This is a genomic window from Fulvimarina uroteuthidis, from assembly GCF_034321785.1.
Lineage (GTDB): Bacteria > Pseudomonadota > Alphaproteobacteria > Rhizobiales > Rhizobiaceae > Fulvimarina > Fulvimarina uroteuthidis.
The window spans coordinates 384642-398562 of the sequence record NZ_JAXLPB010000001.1 but is presented as its reverse complement, the minus strand read 5'-3'; the positions used below and the strand labels follow the sequence as shown (position 1 = coordinate 398562).

The window sequence follows — 13921 nt, the reverse complement described above, 5'->3', positions numbered from 1 at the left end:
TTGAGAAGGACATGCACGTTCCGACGAGCGTTACGGCTTTCCAAGGCCGTTATACGGCAGGCATGTCGAGGTGGCGTAACGATTTGTAAGCGTGCGACCATCGGCGGTCACATCGTCGCGAGCCTGCGTTGAGACCCGGCCGGCGCAGAATGCGGCGCACGCCTCCATTCAAATTCGGGGCGAAACCGATTAAGTCGCGTTTCGAGCGATGATTCCATGGCGCCGGCGGTCTGTCCGGCGGAGCTTTCGAAAGTGGGTAAGACATGAGCGAGAACGATCTGACACTCGATAAGGTCGAGGACGCGATCGAGGCGATCAAGCGCGGCGAGCTCGTGGTGGTTGTGGACGATGCCGATCGGGAGAACGAGGGCGACCTCATCATGGCCGCGTCCAAGGCGACGGCCGAGACCATGGCGTTCATGATCCGCCATACCAGCGGGATCATCTGCGTTCCGATGACGGGGGAGCGGGCCGACCGGCTGAACCTTCCGCCGATGGTCGCCAACAATCTCGATCCGATGCGCACCGCCTTCACCGTCTCGGTCGACTACAAGGTCGGCATGACGACCGGCATTTCCGCCGAAGAGCGGTGCAACACGGCGCGGGCGCTGGCCAACGACAATGCAGCGGGCGGCGATTTCCTGAAACCCGGCCATATGTTCCCGCTGATCGCCCGCGACGGCGGCGTGCTGACCCGCTCCGGCCATACCGAGGCCGGGACCGACCTCGCCCGCCTTGCAGGCCTTCCCGAGGTCGGGGTGCTGGCCGAAGTCGTCAATGACGACGGCACGGTGATGCGGCTGACCCAGCTCGTGCCGTTCGCACGGGCGAACGGCCTCAAGATCGTCTCCATCGAGGACATGATCGCCTGGCGGGTGCGCCGCGAATCCTTCGTCACCTCGGTCCGGACGGAAGTCATGACGATCGGCGGTCTTTGCGGTGAGATCCGCATCTACGAGACGCCGTTCGACGACCTGCAGCACGTGGTGGCGATATTCGGGGACGTGCGCGGCGGTGAGGACGTGCCGGTGCGGATCCACCGCGAACAGCCGGTGACCGACCTGTTCGGGCGGACGCGAAACGCCAAGACGTGGGTGGAGATCGCCGTCGACGAAATCGGCAAGATCGGCCATGGCGTGCTGATGCTTCTCCGGACCCCCGAAGTCGACGATTTCGACATTGGCGACCAGGCGGTCGACCATGCCGACGGGGAGAAGCACCAGTCGGCGATTTCGCGGCGCAAGCGCTGGCGCGAGGTCGGGCTCGGCGCACAGATCCTGCGCGATCTGCAGATCCGTTCGATCCGCGAGATCGCGACCCACGAGCGGGCCTATGTCGGCCTGACCGGCTTCGGCATCGCCGTCACCGGAACCATTCTCGTCAAGGACTGAGTGCCGCATGCGTCCGTCCTTTCGCGTCCGTCCTTTCGCGCTCGCCGGCAAGGTCGGAACGGCGAGCGCGCGGACTCGACAGCACGTGCCGCATGGGCCCATTGTGATCCGCGAGCCGTCCGTCCGACTTTTCGCAACCGAAGACGATTGACTTGGATCTCGCCCGCATCATAGAGCATTATGGGCTGTTCGCTCTGTTTCTGGGCGCGGGAATCGAAGGCGAGACCGTCGTCATTCTGGGCGGGATCATGGTGCACAGGGATATCCTGGCCTTCGTGCCCGTCATGCTTTGCGCGGCCGCCGGATCGTTCGTCGCCGATCAGCTGTTCTTCATGCTCGGCCGCAGGTTCCGCCATCATCCCTTCGTGACGCGCATCAAGACGAGGCCGGCGTTCGGGCGGGCGCTCGCGATCTTCGAGCGGCATCCGGTCCTCTTCATCTTCGGCTTCCGGTTCGCCTACGGGTTCAGGACCGTCAGCCCCGTCGCGGTCGGTACCACGGATCTTGCCGCCACCCGCTTCCTCGCGATCAACCTCGTGGCGGCTCTCGTCTGGGGCGCGGCTTTCGTTTCGGTCGGCTATCTGTTCGGCGAAGCGATCGAGGCGGCCTTCGGGCGGATCAGATCGGTCGAACATGTGGTGCTCGCCGTCCTCGCCGCTTGCGCGGCCGCGGGCGGCCTCGTCTTTCTCGTCAGGCGTCGCCGCGCGCGGTCATAGGAGCGGGCTCACCAGGCGGGCGCCGTTTTCGAGGATGCGGCGGGCACGGTGCCGGGACCGCCAGGCCTCGAGCGTCAGCGGATCGCTCCGGGCGACACAGGCCTTCTGGACGACGGCCAGCGCGCCGGCCGTAGCGCCATCGTGGAGGATCAGGCTGACCTCGGCATTGAGCACGAAGGACCGCACGTCCGCATTGCTCGAGCCGACGACGCCGATAGAGCCGTCGATCAGCACGTTCTTGGCGTGCAGGAGATGGTCGCGGTAACGGTGGATGTGGATGCCGGCGACAAGAAGCTCGTCATAGTAGGAGTGCTGCGCAAGGCTCACCAAGCGCTGGTCGGCAAGCCGGGAGACGATGAGATCGACCGCCACGCCGCGCGCGACGGCGTTTTTCAAGGCGACCAGCAGAGCCTCGTCGGGAATGAGGTAGGGCGAGACGATCGCCACATGCTGCCGTGCCGTGTGGACGAGTTCGACAAGCAGGCGCTCGAAGCCGGGAACGCCGAAATCCGGTCCGCTCGGCATGGTCTGAAGCTCCGCGTCGCCGGCGCGTGCGGCGATCGCCGGCGGCTTCAGTTCTTCCTGCGTCTCCAGATACCAGTCGCTCGAGAACAAGGCGTCGAGGGCGGTGGTGACGGGGCCGGCGACCCGTGCGACGAGTTCGTCGTTGACGATGCCCGGCTTGAAGTCGCGATTGACGATGTTCTGCGAGCCGATATAGCCGACAGCGCCGTCGATCAGGCAGAGCTTGCGGTGATTGCGCAGGTCGCTGCGCGGGCTGCGGAACGCGGCGAGCCGCACCGGCAGGACGAGCCGCGCATCGACGCCCTCGGCCCGAAGCATGGCCATCGACCGTTCGGCCCAGGGGCGACTTCCCAGGGCATCGATGAGAACGCGAACCGCCACGCCGCGGCGCACCGCGCGTCCCAGCGCGCGCCCGATCATCTGCCCGGTCCGGTCGTCGGCGAAGATGTAGGTGAGAAGGTGGACGCGGGTTCGCGCGCGGTCGATGTCGTCCACCATGCGCTCGATCGTCTCGTCGTAGCCCGTAAGGAGCGTGATGGCATTGCCTTCGCAGACGGGGAACCCGCCGAGCGTCTGCGCGAGCCGGGACAGCGGCGTTTGGACGAAAGACCGGGCGGCGAGGGACGTGGCAGCCGCGCGCCGGGAAGGCTCGGTCGCCTCGAACCGCCTGCGTCGCCATGCCGGAAATCGTGCGCGCCCGATCAGGCGATAGAAGACGAGGGCAGGGATCGGCAGGAAAAGGACGAGGAGCAGCCAGCTGCGCGCCGCCTCCGGCGGTCGGCGCAGCGGGATGACGACGATCATCACCAGCCGGATCGCCCATTCCGCCAGAAGATAGATCAGCGCGAAGGTCGACGTGTCTAACATGGACACGCGTCAGCGGAAGGCGGTGTCGTAAGCCGAGACGAGGTCGTTCGCACGGGTCCTGACGTCGGCGGCGCTCATGCCGGGCTTGTAGACGCCGCTTCCGATGCCGAAGCCCGCAATGCCGACGTCGCGCCAGGCCTGGAAATCGTCCGGCCCGACGCCGCCCACCGCAAAGCACCGGGTGCCCTTCGGGAGCACAGCCGAGAGCGCCGCATATCCGTCCGTTCCCAGCTTGAAGGCGGGAAAGAACTTCAGCCCGTCGGCGCCGGCTCTGAGCGCCGCAAACGCCTCCGTCGCGGTCATCACGCCGGGATAGGACAGCATGCCGGCCCGTTTCGTCGCGCCGATCACGTCGGGAAAGGCATCGGGCGACACCACCATCTGAGCGCCGATACCGGCCAGTCGCTCCACGGCGCCCACGTCGAGAACCGTGCCGGCCCCAATGATGGCAGCATTGCCCGCATGAGCGATCATGCGGGCAATGCTGTCGAAGGGTTCGGGGGAATTCAGCGGCACCTCGATCTTCGTGATTCCCGCCTCGATCAGCACGTCGGCGATCTCGCAGGCTTCGCCGGGCGTCAGTCCGCGCAGGATGGCGATGATGTCTCGTGTCATGGCTGGTGTGTCTTTCTGAGTTCGCGATAGGCGGCGACGAGTCCCGCGAGCGTCATACCATCCCCGGACACCGTGCGGACGGAAACCTGTTTCGTCTCGATGGCCTGGCGGTACAGGTCGGACAGGCCGCCCGCACCGATGATGCACACGTTTCGGCCTTTCCAGATATCGGCGGAAGCGGCAAGCTCGGCGCCGATCAGGAGCCCCGAAAGCGTCGCGCGGGAACGTCCCGGATCGTCGCCGTCGAGCAGGGATCCCGCCCGGATGGAAAACAGCCTGGCCGCCAGGCCTGCGGGGTCGTCCACGATGCCCGAGACCGCACGGCGAAAATCGGCCGCGTCGAATGCGTCGCCGCCGACCGAATGCCGCAGGACCGATCGGGTGGACAGGAGCGCGAACAGCTCGCCCGTCATGAACGTGCGCAGGCCGGTGATCTCGCCGCCGCTGACCCTCACCCATTTGGTATGGGTTCCCGGCAGGCAGAGGACGCCGTCGAAGGCCGGCTCCTGTGCGAGGAAGCCGGCGATCTGGGTTTCCTCGCCGCGCATGACATCCGGCGGATCGGCCTGCTTAACGCCGGGCAGAATGAAGACCTCGATCCGGCCGTCTTCGCACGCGACCCTCGTCGCGGTTTCGGTCGTGGGCGGCGGGCATGGCAGGCTCGCATAGGCCGCTTCCGACCAGCCCTGCCGCGCGCCGACCATGCCGCAGCAGACGACCGGCAACGGGCCTGCGTCCGGCAGGCTGTCGGCGATCAGGTCGAGAAGCACCGGCTCGAACTCGTGCGGGGCGAGGGTGCCCATGCCGCGGCTCGATGTTCGCTGCCCGATCGCCGCCCCGCTTCGCTCCATCAGCCAGACGCGCAGATGGGACGTGCCCCAGTCGACCGCGATCCAGTCCGGCATGGCTTTTATTCCCTCCGCCCTATCGCGGCTCGGCCCATCCTCGTTCACGGCCGTCTCTCCCCGTCTTTCGTCGATCACGCGTTTCGCGGTCCCATATCATCGTCCCTTTGTCGAAAAGGCCGTCCTCGGTGCGGAACGCCCGTGCCGATCCGTGCCGCCGAGGCCTGTGTCCTTTCGGCGACGGCCGCTCGTCGCTCTTCGTCGGGCAAGGCGGGCGTTAACGCAAGCTCCATGCAAGCCATGTTAGCGTTTCGCCCATGATGAGACCTGATCGCTTCGCCCTTGTCGTCCTCCTGTCCGCTCTCTTCGCAGGCCCGGCGAACGCCGCGCTCGAGGGCGCTGACGATCGCCCCGAGGCTTCGGTCTCAATCGAGGGCGAACCCGGTACGATCGTCATCAAGACGAGCGAGCGCAAGCTCTATCTCGTCACCGCGCCCGGCCGGGCAATGATCTACGACATCGCCGTCGGCAAGCCGAGCGAACAATGGTTCGGCAAGAGCTGGGTGTCCAAGAAGCGCCGTGCGCCGACCTGGGTGCCGACGCCCTCCATGCGCGAGAAGAATCCCTCATTGCCCCAATCCATCGGCCCGGGGCCGAAAAATCCGCTCGGCGAGCGGGCGATCAATCTCGGTTGGGGCGCCTATCGCATCCACGGCACCAATGCGCCGAGGTCCATCGGCAGCGCGGCCTCCGCCGGCTGTTTCAGAATGCGCAATGCCGACGTGAAGGACCTGTTCGAGCGGGTCCATGTCGGCGCCGAGGTTCGCGTCCTGCGCTGATCGTTCTCGCCGGACTTGCGCGGAGCTGTGATGGCCCTTCGCGCCGCTCAAACTTCGGCCATGCTTTTGCGCCAAGAGCTGCGTCAGCAATGATATGGTCTCGGATAAGCGGTGGATCGATGGGCGTTTTCGCGCAAGGGCTGGCCTTGGCCGGACTGGCAACGGTCGGAATGGGTCTGGCCACGCCGGCGGCGGCACATCCACATGTGTTCATCCAGTCCCATGTGGAACTCGTCGGCGACGACACCGGCAGGTTCGTGTCGATCCGCAATGTCTGGCGGATGGACGAGCTGTTCTCCTCGTCCGTGGTCATCGATTTCGATGCCAATGCGACGGGCGTCCTCGAAGCCGAGGAACTCGATGCGATCGGCGAGACGATCCGCGAATCGATCGCCGAGTGGGGCTTCTACACCTTCGCCGAGCTCGGCGTGCGGGACGTCAAGCTGAAGGATCCCGAAAAGGTCCATGCGCTCTTCCAAGACGGGCAGCTGATCCTCTTCTTCGAGATGCCGGTCGACGAGGCGATCGATCTGACGACCCAGTCCGTCAAGGTCTCCAATTTCGACGAGAGCTTCTTCGTCGCCTTCGATTTTACCGGCGGCGCCGAGGCCTTCCAGCTGGTCGGTCTGCCGGGCACATGCCGCAAGGCGCTGAACGTGCCGGACGAGGACGAAGCGGCGGCGCGCTGGATGGACGAGATCGCGACCCTCGGGCCCGACGAGGCTGTGGGCGAGGAAGGCGGCGCGTTCGCCGACGTGATGGCGACCCGCCTGGAACTGACCTGCGCGGCCGAGAGCTGAGGCGACATGACCCGGCTTTCCCGCGTTCTCGGATCGCTACTGGTGATTGGCCTTGCCGGCGGCGAAGCGCTTGCCCGCTCGTCGCTCGGCATCGGAACCGCCGAAGTCGCGGCACCCGTGTCGGACGGAATCTTCTCCGGCCTCTTCACACAGATCGCCCTTTGGCAGCGCGAGTTCTTCTCGGCCCTGCGCCATGCGCTGGTGTCGCTCAAGCGCGGCGATGACGGGTTTCTCTATCTGGTCGGCCTTTCGTTCGCCTATGGCGTGTTTCACGCCGCCGGCCCCGGCCACGGCAAGGCGGTCATCTCGGCCTACATGCTGGCAAGCCGGGCCGAGCTGAAGCGCGGCGTCTTCCTGTCCTTCGTCTCCTCCCTCGTCCAGGCCGTCAGCGCTCTCGTTCTCGTCGGTCTCGGCTGGTTCTTCCTGCGCGGAACCGCCGTGTCCATGACCGATGCGACCGACTGGGCGGAGCTTGCATCCTACGCGCTCGTCTTCGCCGTCGGCCTGTGGCTTCTGGCGAGGGCGTGCGGAAAGCTGGTGCGCGAACCGCTCGTGCGCTCCGGGGTCGGCCGCTCGCTCTCGCCATTTCGCCGCATGGCCGGGCGCGATGCGGCGTTTTCCTCCCAGCTTGCCTTTGCGAGCCAGGCCGACAGCGATTGGCGCGGCGGCGAAACGGCCGGCAAGGCGGCTGCGCCCGCGCGCGTCTCGTCCCTTTCCCTGAACGCCCGGCCGGCGCAGGCGACCTCGATCTCCGCCGCCGAGGGCTTCGACCGGACTGCCGTTTGCGCCGACGATCCCGATGATTGCGGCTGCGGCCGTGCCCACATGCCCGCCCCGCACACACTGTCGAGCCCCCTGACGCTGAAATCCGGCGTCGCTGCCGTCTTCGCGGTCGGGCTTCGGCCCTGTTCCGGAGCGATCGTCATCTTGACGTTCGGCCTGTTGAACGGGCTCTATCTCGGCGGAGTGCTTTCGGTCTTCGCCATGGCGCTCGGCACGGCGATCACCGTCTCCGTGCTCGCATCGCTGACGGTTCTCGGGCGCGGTGCGCTGGAGCGGGCCGGGCGGTTCACGCCCTACGCCTCGCTTCTGGCACGGGTGCTGGAGATCGCCGGCGCGCTTCTCCTGATGCTCCTGGGCGTCGGCCTTCTCGGCGGCGCGCTGGCGGGTTGACGCGCCGGGCGATCACGCAAGGAGGCCGGCTGTCCGTCTCGATATGGGGCTTTTCCGACGAAGGCCCGATCGCCCGCCGGGACTGAACCCGCCGCCGGACGCCGTCATGGCGCGGTTCCGCCGAGCCTTTCCGGATCGGCGCCTGTCGGTTCCACCGTCAGGATGCTGCCCGTGATGCCGGTTACACGCACCGGCGTGCCTTCGGGAAGTTCGGGGCCTTCCACCGTCCACCAGCTGTCGCCGAGCTTCACGCGTCCGCGTCCCGCACGGATCGGCTGGCTGAGCGTGGTCTCGCGTCCGACCAGCCTGTGCGCCGGGTTCTCGGGCGCGTCGTCTTTCGTTCCCCGGCTCGCGCGATACCAGCGCCCGCCCAGATAGATCGCGGCGGCGCTGACGGCGGCGAAGGCCAAGAGCTGTTGCCCGACGCCGAAAAGGCCTGCGGGCAGGAAGAATGCGTTCGTGCCGACGATCAGCGCGGCAAGACCGAAGAAGAGAAAGTAGATCCCGGGTACGGCAAGCTCCAGCGCGATGAGGGCGAAGCCCGCGATCCACCACCAGTGCTCGGGTTCGAAGAGATCGAACATGGGTTACCCGTCGCTTGGCGCGCGGGTCGTCCGCGACGCGGGAAATTCGGACGTCGCGGCTGCCGGGCCGCTGGGCCTCGGCGCGGGATGCGGGCCGGGCTTCCTGACCTGTCCCTCCTCGCCGAACGCCGCCTTCGTAAGCTCGGCGATCCCCGCGATCGATCCCATGATCGAGGAGGCTTCGAGCGGCATCAGCACCACGCGCTGGTTGGGTGCGGAGGCGATCTTGCCGAGCGCCTCGGTGTATTTCTGCGCGACGAAGTAATTGATCGCCTGCACGTCGCCGGCCGCGATCGCCTCGGAGACCATCTGGGTGGCCTTGGCTTCGGCCTCGGCGAGGCGTTCGCGGGACTCGGCCTCGCGGAAGGCTGCGTCCCGCATGCCTTCGGCCTTCAGGATCTGCGCCTGCTTCTCGCCTTCGGCTCGCAGAATCGCGGCGTTCTTGGAGCCTTCGGCTTCGAGGATGTCGGCACGCTTCTCGCGCTCGGCCATCATCTGCCGGGCCATGGCGTCGACGAGGTTCTTGGGCGGGTTGATGTCCTTGATCTCGATCCGGGTGATCTTGATGCCCCACGCATGGGAGGCCTCGTCCACCACCCGCAGGATGCGCTCCGAGATCGAGTCCCGGTTCGAAAGGAGATCGTCGAGATCCATCGAGCCCATGACCGACCTCAGATTGGTCATGACGAGGTTGAGGATCGCATATTGAAGACCGGAGACCTCGTAGGCAGCCGCGCGCGCATCGAGGATCTGGTAGAAGGCGACGCCGTCGGCGGCGACGGAGGCGTTGTCGCGCGTGATGACCTCCTGTGTCGGAACATCGAGCACCTGCTCCATCATGTTCATCTTGTGCCCGACCCGTTCGATGAACGGCACGAGAAGGCTGAGGCCGGGGGTGAGGGTGCGCGTGTAGCGGCCGAAATTCTCGACCGTCCAGTTGTAGCCCTGCGGAACGACCTTGATGATCGACTTCAGGATGAACAGCACGATCAGGACCAGCACGATGGTGGCGATCAGACCGGGAGACAGGAAGAGATCCACGACCGAAATCCTCGTTCGCGCCAGACGCGCAATTCACACGGATCCTAGATAGCATCATTTCCCGCCGGCGGGAAACGTGTGGCCGTGGGGGCGACGTCACACGAAGAAGGCCGCCAGCGCGATCAGCCCGTTCGCGACGAGAAGGCAGCAGACGGCGAAGGAGCCGAGATCCTTGGCGTTCTTCCCCATCGTGCTGTATTCCGGGGTGAGGTGATCGACGACTTCCTCGATCGCGGTGTTGAGGGCTTCCGTCGCCAGAAGTACGAACCCTGCAACCGCCTGCGCCAGAATCAGGAGGAGCGGCGATTGAAGGCCGACCTGCCAGGCCATGACGATGGCGAACGCGACCAGTTCCTGTCGGAATGCCGCTTCGTGCAATGCGCGCCGGAACCCCGCACAGGAATAGCGCGTCGAGGCGATCAGATGGTTCAGTCCCGTCTTTCGCGGCGGGACCGTGCGCTTCGCCCTTGCCTCGGGCAACCGGTCGCCTTCGCTTGGTCTAGTCAACCCAGCCCCGGAGCTCGCGCCGGACCATTGCCTCGATCACGTCCATTCCGGGCTCGGAATCGTTGAGGCACGGAATGTGCGTGAAGTTCACGCCGCCGGCCTCGTGGAAGATCTCGCCGGCTTCGCCCGCGATCTCCTCGAGCGTTTCCAGGCAGTCGGAGACGAAACCCGGATTGAACACCGCAATGCTCTTGATCCCCTCCCTGGCGAGCGCCTCGACGGTCTTGTCGGTATAGGGCTGCAGCCATTCCTCAGGGCCGAAGCGGGACTGGAAGCAGGTCATGAAGCGGCCGGGCTCCCAGCCGAGGCGCTGTTCGAGCAGTCGCGAGGTCTTCTGGCAATGGCAGTGATAGGGATCGCCCTTGCGGAAGTAACTCTGCGGAATGCCATGATAGGAGGCGATCACGCGCTCGGGTACGAAATCGAGCGTCGCGAAATGGCTCTCGATCGAGCGGGCGAGCGCATCGATATAGACCGGCTCGTCGTGATAGGCGGGGACGGTCCGCACGGCCGGCATCCAGCGCTGGCCCATCATGTGCTCGAAGAACTTGTCGTTCACCGTCGCGGTGGTGGAGGCGGCGTATTGCGGATAGAGCGGGAAGACGAGCACGCGCTCGCAACCCTGGCTCATCAGAAAGTCCGTGCGTTCCGCGATCGAGGGCTGGCCGTAGCGCATCGCCCAGTCGACGACGACGTTCTCGTGCGCCGCCATGCGCACGGCGAGCTTCTCGCCCTGCGCGCGGGTGAAGGTGCGCAGGGGCGATTCGTTCATTTCCTCGTTCCAGATCTCGGCATAGGCCTTGCCGGACTTCTTGGGACGGGTGTTGAGAACGATGCCGTAGAGGATTGGATACCAGGCGATCTTCGGCCATTCGATGACGCGGCTGTCGGACAGGAACTCCTTCAAATACCGGCGCATCGGCTTGAAGTCGGTGCCGTCGGGCGTGCCGAGATTGACGAGAAGGACGCCAACTTTCGGAGTGCGGACGACGGGATGGCCGGCGGGAAGGGGGCCGATGGCCCGTTCGGCCATGGTTTTCGTCAACGCGTTCATTACTCTCGCCTTTGCGCACCCTGTTCAGAAGCTTTCGACGGACCATCCTGAGGCGGATTTCGTCCGGCACCCGTGACCTCCGGCCGAGCCGGAGCACGGAGCGTCGCCCCGATATAATGAATTCGCCGCGCGATGAAACGTGGCGAAGCGGCGCAAAGGGGAGAAAGTTCGCTGGCGAATCGGCCGCGCGGGGCCATCCGCGCCCGAAGGTTGCGATCGGCCCGCGCGCCGCGTTCCCGGCATACAGTGCGGTGCGGATGAGGTGCGGGCGGCTTCGTGCCGACCAAACGCGTCCGGACACGCCTCTTCGGGAAAGGCATGACGCCGTCATGGCGCGGCTGCAGGATCGCCCGGGACACACTCGCGCGGGACGCACCTGCCCGGAAGGTGGGCGCCCGGACGGCGGAGCCTTGCGAGATCAGGCTCGAAGGAGCTCGAACCGGTTGCCGGTCGAGGTCGCGCAGGCCAGCTTGTTCGCCTCGACCTGATTGCAGTTCGCGGCCACTTCCTCGTTGCGGGTCGTCGGACGGTAGACGATGCTGATCTGGCCGGGGCCCAGGTTCGAATAGGTGCCCTGCGCCAGAACGGCGCCGGTGGCCTGTTCGACCGAGCGGAACTGTCCGTTGGTGAAGTTCGCCGAATAGCTGACCGGCCCGCCGACCGAGGTCCAGCGCCCGTCGACGCCCTGCGGCGCGGCCGGCGGCAGATCCTCCTGACCGCCGGTCTGGCAGGCGGCGAGAAAAACGGTCGAGACGAGTGCTGTGGTGAGTGCGATACGGCGCATGGCGTCAGAAACCCTTGTGTCCATCGTGCGTGAGCGAGTCGGAGATCCGGCCCGGTTGCAGGAAAACCTCGATGGGAACAATCTTAATCAATTCTCAACGCTCGCCGATAGTGGGGAGCGCGGTCGGTCTTGCCGCGTGGTTAATGCCTGCCTCACGCGTGAGTACGTCGCTAGGTCGGATTTCTCCGCCGCGGCAGGACCGAGTGGATCGCGCCCAGGGTCTCGAGCGACTTGATGCGGTTGTCGCTGGAAAAGGTGAACCAGTACATGGTCGTGCCCGTGACGAGCGTGCCCGTATCATCGTCGCGCCGGGACCAGTCGCAGCGACTGGCGGCTTCGTCGTCCTCGCAGATGAGGCCCCGGATCTCGTAGGAGAGGTAGCTCGCGCGCTTCAGGAGTTCCTGCAGGAACGCGCCGGTCTCCTCCTCTCCGGCCAGGAAGAACTCGCCTTCCATCCGCTCGAACCAGGGCGCGTCGGTCGCGCCCGCATTGCTGCGCTGCAGGACCTGCGCGCCGGGGTAGAAGCGTTTTGCGATCGATCCGGTTTCACCGGTCATCACCGCCCGCATCACGTCTTCGACGACGTGGCGTTTTTGATCGAGATTGGTCATTCGTTACTCTCCAGCCCCGGTATAACGCAACGCGGACGATCGGGTTGCCTCGACCGTCCGCGCGCCGCGCCTTCATCACCGGACCTGAAAGCGAATGTCGGGAAAGACTTAACGCACGAGGATATTCCGGAACTGCCATGGGTCTTCCGCGTCGATATCCTCGGGAAAGAGGCCCGGACGATCGGTCAATGGCGTCCAGTCCGTGTAGTAGCCCTTGACGGGACCGAGATAGGGCGACTGGACTTCGAGGCACCGCTTATAGTCCATTTCGTCCGCCTCGACGATCCCGGCCTCGGAGTTTTCCAACGCCCAGACCATGCCGGCGAGCACCGCGGACGTCACCTGCAGGCCGGTCGCGTTCTGGTAGGGCGCGATCTTGCGGGTTTCCTCGATCGAAAGCTGGGAGCCGTACCAGTAGGCGTTGCGGTCGTGCCCGTAGAGGAGGACGCCCAATTCGTCGATGCCGTCGGCGATCTCGGTCTCGTCGAGAACGTGCAGCTTCGACTGAACCTTGCCGGCGGCGCCGAAGAGCTCGTGCAGGGAAAGCACCGCATCGTTCGCCGGATGATAGGCATAGTGACAGGTCGGACGGTAGGTCACCTCGTCCTTCTTGTTGCGATGGGTGAAATAGTCGGCGATCGAGATCGATTCGTTGTGGGTGACGAGGAAGCCGTACTGGGCGCCGGGGGTCGGGCACCATGAGCGCACGCGCGTGTTGGCACCCGGCTGCTCCAGATAGATCGCGGCCTGGTTGCCCTTCTTGTGGGTCTTGGCGTTCTTCGGCATCCAGTTCTCGTGGGTGCCCCAGCCGAGCTCCGAGGGCTGCATGCCTTCCGACAGGAAGCCCTCGACGGACCAGGTGTTCCAGAACACGTCCATCGGCTTGGGGCTCTTGGCGCGCTGGGTGTCGCGCTCGGCGATGTGGACGCCCTTGACGCCCGTCTTCTTCATCAGTTTCGCCCAGCCGTTGCGATCGTCGAAGGCCGGCTCTTCATAGTCGATGCCGATCGCGTTCGCGACGTCGACGAGGCCCTGCTTGACGAACCAGGACACCATGCCCGGATTGGCGCCGCAGCACGAGACGGCCGTGGTGCCGCCGGGATTGTCCCGCTTTTCCTTGCGTACGGTCTCGCGCAGCGCATAATTGGTGCGGTCGGCGTTCGACATGCTCTTGTCGAAGTAGAAGCCGAGCCAGGGCTCGACCACCGTGTCGATGTAGAGGACGCCGAGCTCGCGGCACAGCTTGATGAGATCGAGCGAGCCCGTGTCGACCGACAGGTTGACGCAGAAGCCCTGGCCCTCGCCCTCGGTGAGGAGCGGCGTGAGGAGGTCGCGATAGTTCTGCCTGGTGACGGCCTCCTTGACGAAGCGGATGCCGCGCTCGTCGAGGAGATGCTTGTCGTCATCGACCGGATCGATGACGACGAACCGCTTCGGATCGTAGTCGAAATGACGCTCGATGAGAGGCAATGTGCCTTTGCCGATCGAGCCGAAGCCGATCATGACGATCGGTCCGGAAATCTTGGCGTGGGTCGGATAATCGGGATGGGCCATCGAAGAGGCTCCTCT

The 13921-nt window shown here is 65.6% G+C and carries 15 protein-coding genes; 5 read left to right on the top strand and 10 right to left on the bottom strand.

What is annotated here, in order from left to right:
- Positions 1–263: 263 nt before the first annotated feature.
- On the top strand, positions 264–1391 hold the full coding sequence (gene ribB / locus U0C82_RS01820) for a 3,4-dihydroxy-2-butanone-4-phosphate synthase (RefSeq protein ID WP_322185311.1): 1128 nt from the start codon (positions 264–266) through the stop codon (positions 1389–1391).
- Positions 1392–1543: 152 nt separating this feature from the next.
- Positions 1544–2107, top strand: a complete 564-nt coding sequence (locus U0C82_RS01815; RefSeq protein ID WP_322185309.1) for a DedA family protein — start codon at positions 1544–1546, stop codon at positions 2105–2107.
- Here the strand turns inward: U0C82_RS01815 and cls are convergent.
- From cls to U0C82_RS01800, 3 genes are read right to left on the bottom strand one after another with little or no spacing between them, the layout of a single operon-like run.
- Positions 2102–3499, bottom strand: coding sequence for a cardiolipin synthase (gene cls / locus U0C82_RS01810; protein ID WP_322185307.1), 1398 nt, complete (start codon positions 3497–3499; stop codon positions 2102–2104). The genes U0C82_RS01815 and cls overlap by 6 nt on opposite strands.
- 9 nt (positions 3500–3508) lie before the next feature.
- Positions 3509–4114, bottom strand: a complete 606-nt coding sequence (locus U0C82_RS01805) for a 2-dehydro-3-deoxy-6-phosphogalactonate aldolase (protein WP_322185305.1) — start codon at positions 4112–4114, stop codon at positions 3509–3511.
- Positions 4111–5019: a 2-dehydro-3-deoxygalactonokinase gene (locus U0C82_RS01800; RefSeq protein ID WP_322185302.1), complete on the bottom strand. Its 909-nt coding sequence runs from the start codon at positions 5017–5019 to the stop codon at positions 4111–4113. The genes U0C82_RS01805 and U0C82_RS01800 overlap by 4 nt, the downstream gene beginning before the upstream one ends.
- Positions 5020–5276: 257 nt before the next feature.
- Between U0C82_RS01800 and U0C82_RS01795 the strand changes: the two genes are divergently transcribed.
- The 3 genes from U0C82_RS01795 (at position 5277) to U0C82_RS01785 (ending at position 7771) form a co-directional block, all read left to right on the top strand.
- Positions 5277–5798: a L,D-transpeptidase gene (locus tag U0C82_RS01795; RefSeq protein ID WP_322185299.1), complete on the top strand. Its 522-nt coding sequence runs from the start codon at positions 5277–5279 to the stop codon at positions 5796–5798.
- Positions 5799–5917: 119 nt separating this feature from the next.
- Positions 5918–6598: a DUF1007 family protein gene (locus U0C82_RS01790; protein ID WP_322185296.1), complete on the top strand. Its 681-nt coding sequence runs from the start codon at positions 5918–5920 to the stop codon at positions 6596–6598.
- Between the two features lie 6 nt (positions 6599–6604).
- Entirely contained in the window at positions 6605–7771 is a 1167-nt protein-coding gene (locus U0C82_RS01785; protein ID WP_322185294.1) for a nickel/cobalt transporter, read from the top strand.
- A gap of 104 nt (positions 7772–7875) precedes the next feature.
- On the opposite strand, the gene U0C82_RS01780 is transcribed toward U0C82_RS01785, so the two are convergent.
- The 7 genes from U0C82_RS01780 to U0C82_RS01750 all read right to left on the bottom strand — a co-directional run bounded on the left by U0C82_RS01780 (position 7876) and on the right by U0C82_RS01750 (position 13906).
- Positions 7876–8355, bottom strand: a complete 480-nt coding sequence (locus U0C82_RS01780) for an NfeD family protein (protein ID WP_322185292.1) — start codon at positions 8353–8355, stop codon at positions 7876–7878.
- Between the two features lie 3 nt (positions 8356–8358).
- Positions 8359–9396, bottom strand: a complete 1038-nt coding sequence (locus U0C82_RS01775) for an SPFH domain-containing protein (protein ID WP_322185290.1) — start codon at positions 9394–9396, stop codon at positions 8359–8361.
- Between the two features lie 96 nt (positions 9397–9492).
- The gene (locus U0C82_RS01770) at positions 9493–9876 is read right to left on the bottom strand and encodes a diacylglycerol kinase (RefSeq protein WP_322185288.1); all 384 of its coding nucleotides are present in this window, start codon (positions 9874–9876) and stop codon (positions 9493–9495) included.
- 19 nt (positions 9877–9895) lie between these two features.
- On the bottom strand, positions 9896–10957 hold the full coding sequence (gene hemH / locus U0C82_RS01765; RefSeq protein ID WP_322185285.1) for a ferrochelatase: 1062 nt from the start codon (positions 10955–10957) through the stop codon (positions 9896–9898).
- Between the two features lie 418 nt (positions 10958–11375).
- Positions 11376–11741: an Omp10 family outer membrane lipoprotein gene (locus tag U0C82_RS01760; protein ID WP_322185282.1), complete on the bottom strand. Its 366-nt coding sequence runs from the start codon at positions 11739–11741 to the stop codon at positions 11376–11378.
- Between the two features lie 170 nt (positions 11742–11911).
- Positions 11912–12352 (bottom strand): nuclear transport factor 2 family protein, encoded by a 441-nt coding sequence (locus tag U0C82_RS01755; RefSeq protein ID WP_322185280.1) that lies wholly within the window; start codon positions 12350–12352, stop codon positions 11912–11914.
- A gap of 108 nt (positions 12353–12460) precedes the next feature.
- Positions 12461–13906 (bottom strand): homospermidine synthase, encoded by a 1446-nt coding sequence (locus tag U0C82_RS01750; RefSeq protein ID WP_322185278.1) that lies wholly within the window; start codon positions 13904–13906, stop codon positions 12461–12463.
- Between the last annotated feature and the right edge of the window lie 15 nt (positions 13907–13921).

Excerpts from the sequence above, each read along its gene's own strand:
- ribB (WP_322185311.1), top strand. The coding sequence starts at position 264 with ATGAGCGAGAACGATCTGACACTCGATAAGGTCGAGGACGCGATCGAG.
- cls (WP_322185307.1), bottom strand. The coding sequence starts at position 3,499 with ATGTTAGACACGTCGACCTTCGCGCTGATCTATCTTCTGGCGGAATGG.
- U0C82_RS01805 (WP_322185305.1), bottom strand. The coding sequence starts at position 4,114 with ATGACACGAGACATCATCGCCATCCTGCGCGGACTGACGCCCGGCGAA.
- U0C82_RS01800 (WP_322185302.1), bottom strand. The coding sequence starts at position 5,019 with ATGCCGGACTGGATCGCGGTCGACTGGGGCACGTCCCATCTGCGCGTC.
- U0C82_RS01795 (WP_322185299.1), top strand. The coding sequence starts at position 5,277 with ATGATGAGACCTGATCGCTTCGCCCTTGTCGTCCTCCTGTCCGCTCTC.
- U0C82_RS01790 (WP_322185296.1), top strand. The coding sequence starts at position 5,918 with ATGGGCGTTTTCGCGCAAGGGCTGGCCTTGGCCGGACTGGCAACGGTC.
- U0C82_RS01785 (WP_322185294.1), top strand. The coding sequence starts at position 6,605 with ATGACCCGGCTTTCCCGCGTTCTCGGATCGCTACTGGTGATTGGCCTT.
- U0C82_RS01780 (WP_322185292.1), bottom strand. The coding sequence starts at position 8,355 with ATGTTCGATCTCTTCGAACCCGAGCACTGGTGGTGGATCGCGGGCTTC.
- hemH (WP_322185285.1), bottom strand. The coding sequence starts at position 10,957 with ATGAACGCGTTGACGAAAACCATGGCCGAACGGGCCATCGGCCCCCTT.
- U0C82_RS01760 (WP_322185282.1), bottom strand. The coding sequence starts at position 11,741 with ATGCGCCGTATCGCACTCACCACAGCACTCGTCTCGACCGTTTTTCTC.
- U0C82_RS01755 (WP_322185280.1), bottom strand. The coding sequence starts at position 12,352 with ATGACCAATCTCGATCAAAAACGCCACGTCGTCGAAGACGTGATGCGG.
- U0C82_RS01750 (WP_322185278.1), bottom strand. The coding sequence starts at position 13,906 with ATGGCCCATCCCGATTATCCGACCCACGCCAAGATTTCCGGACCGATC.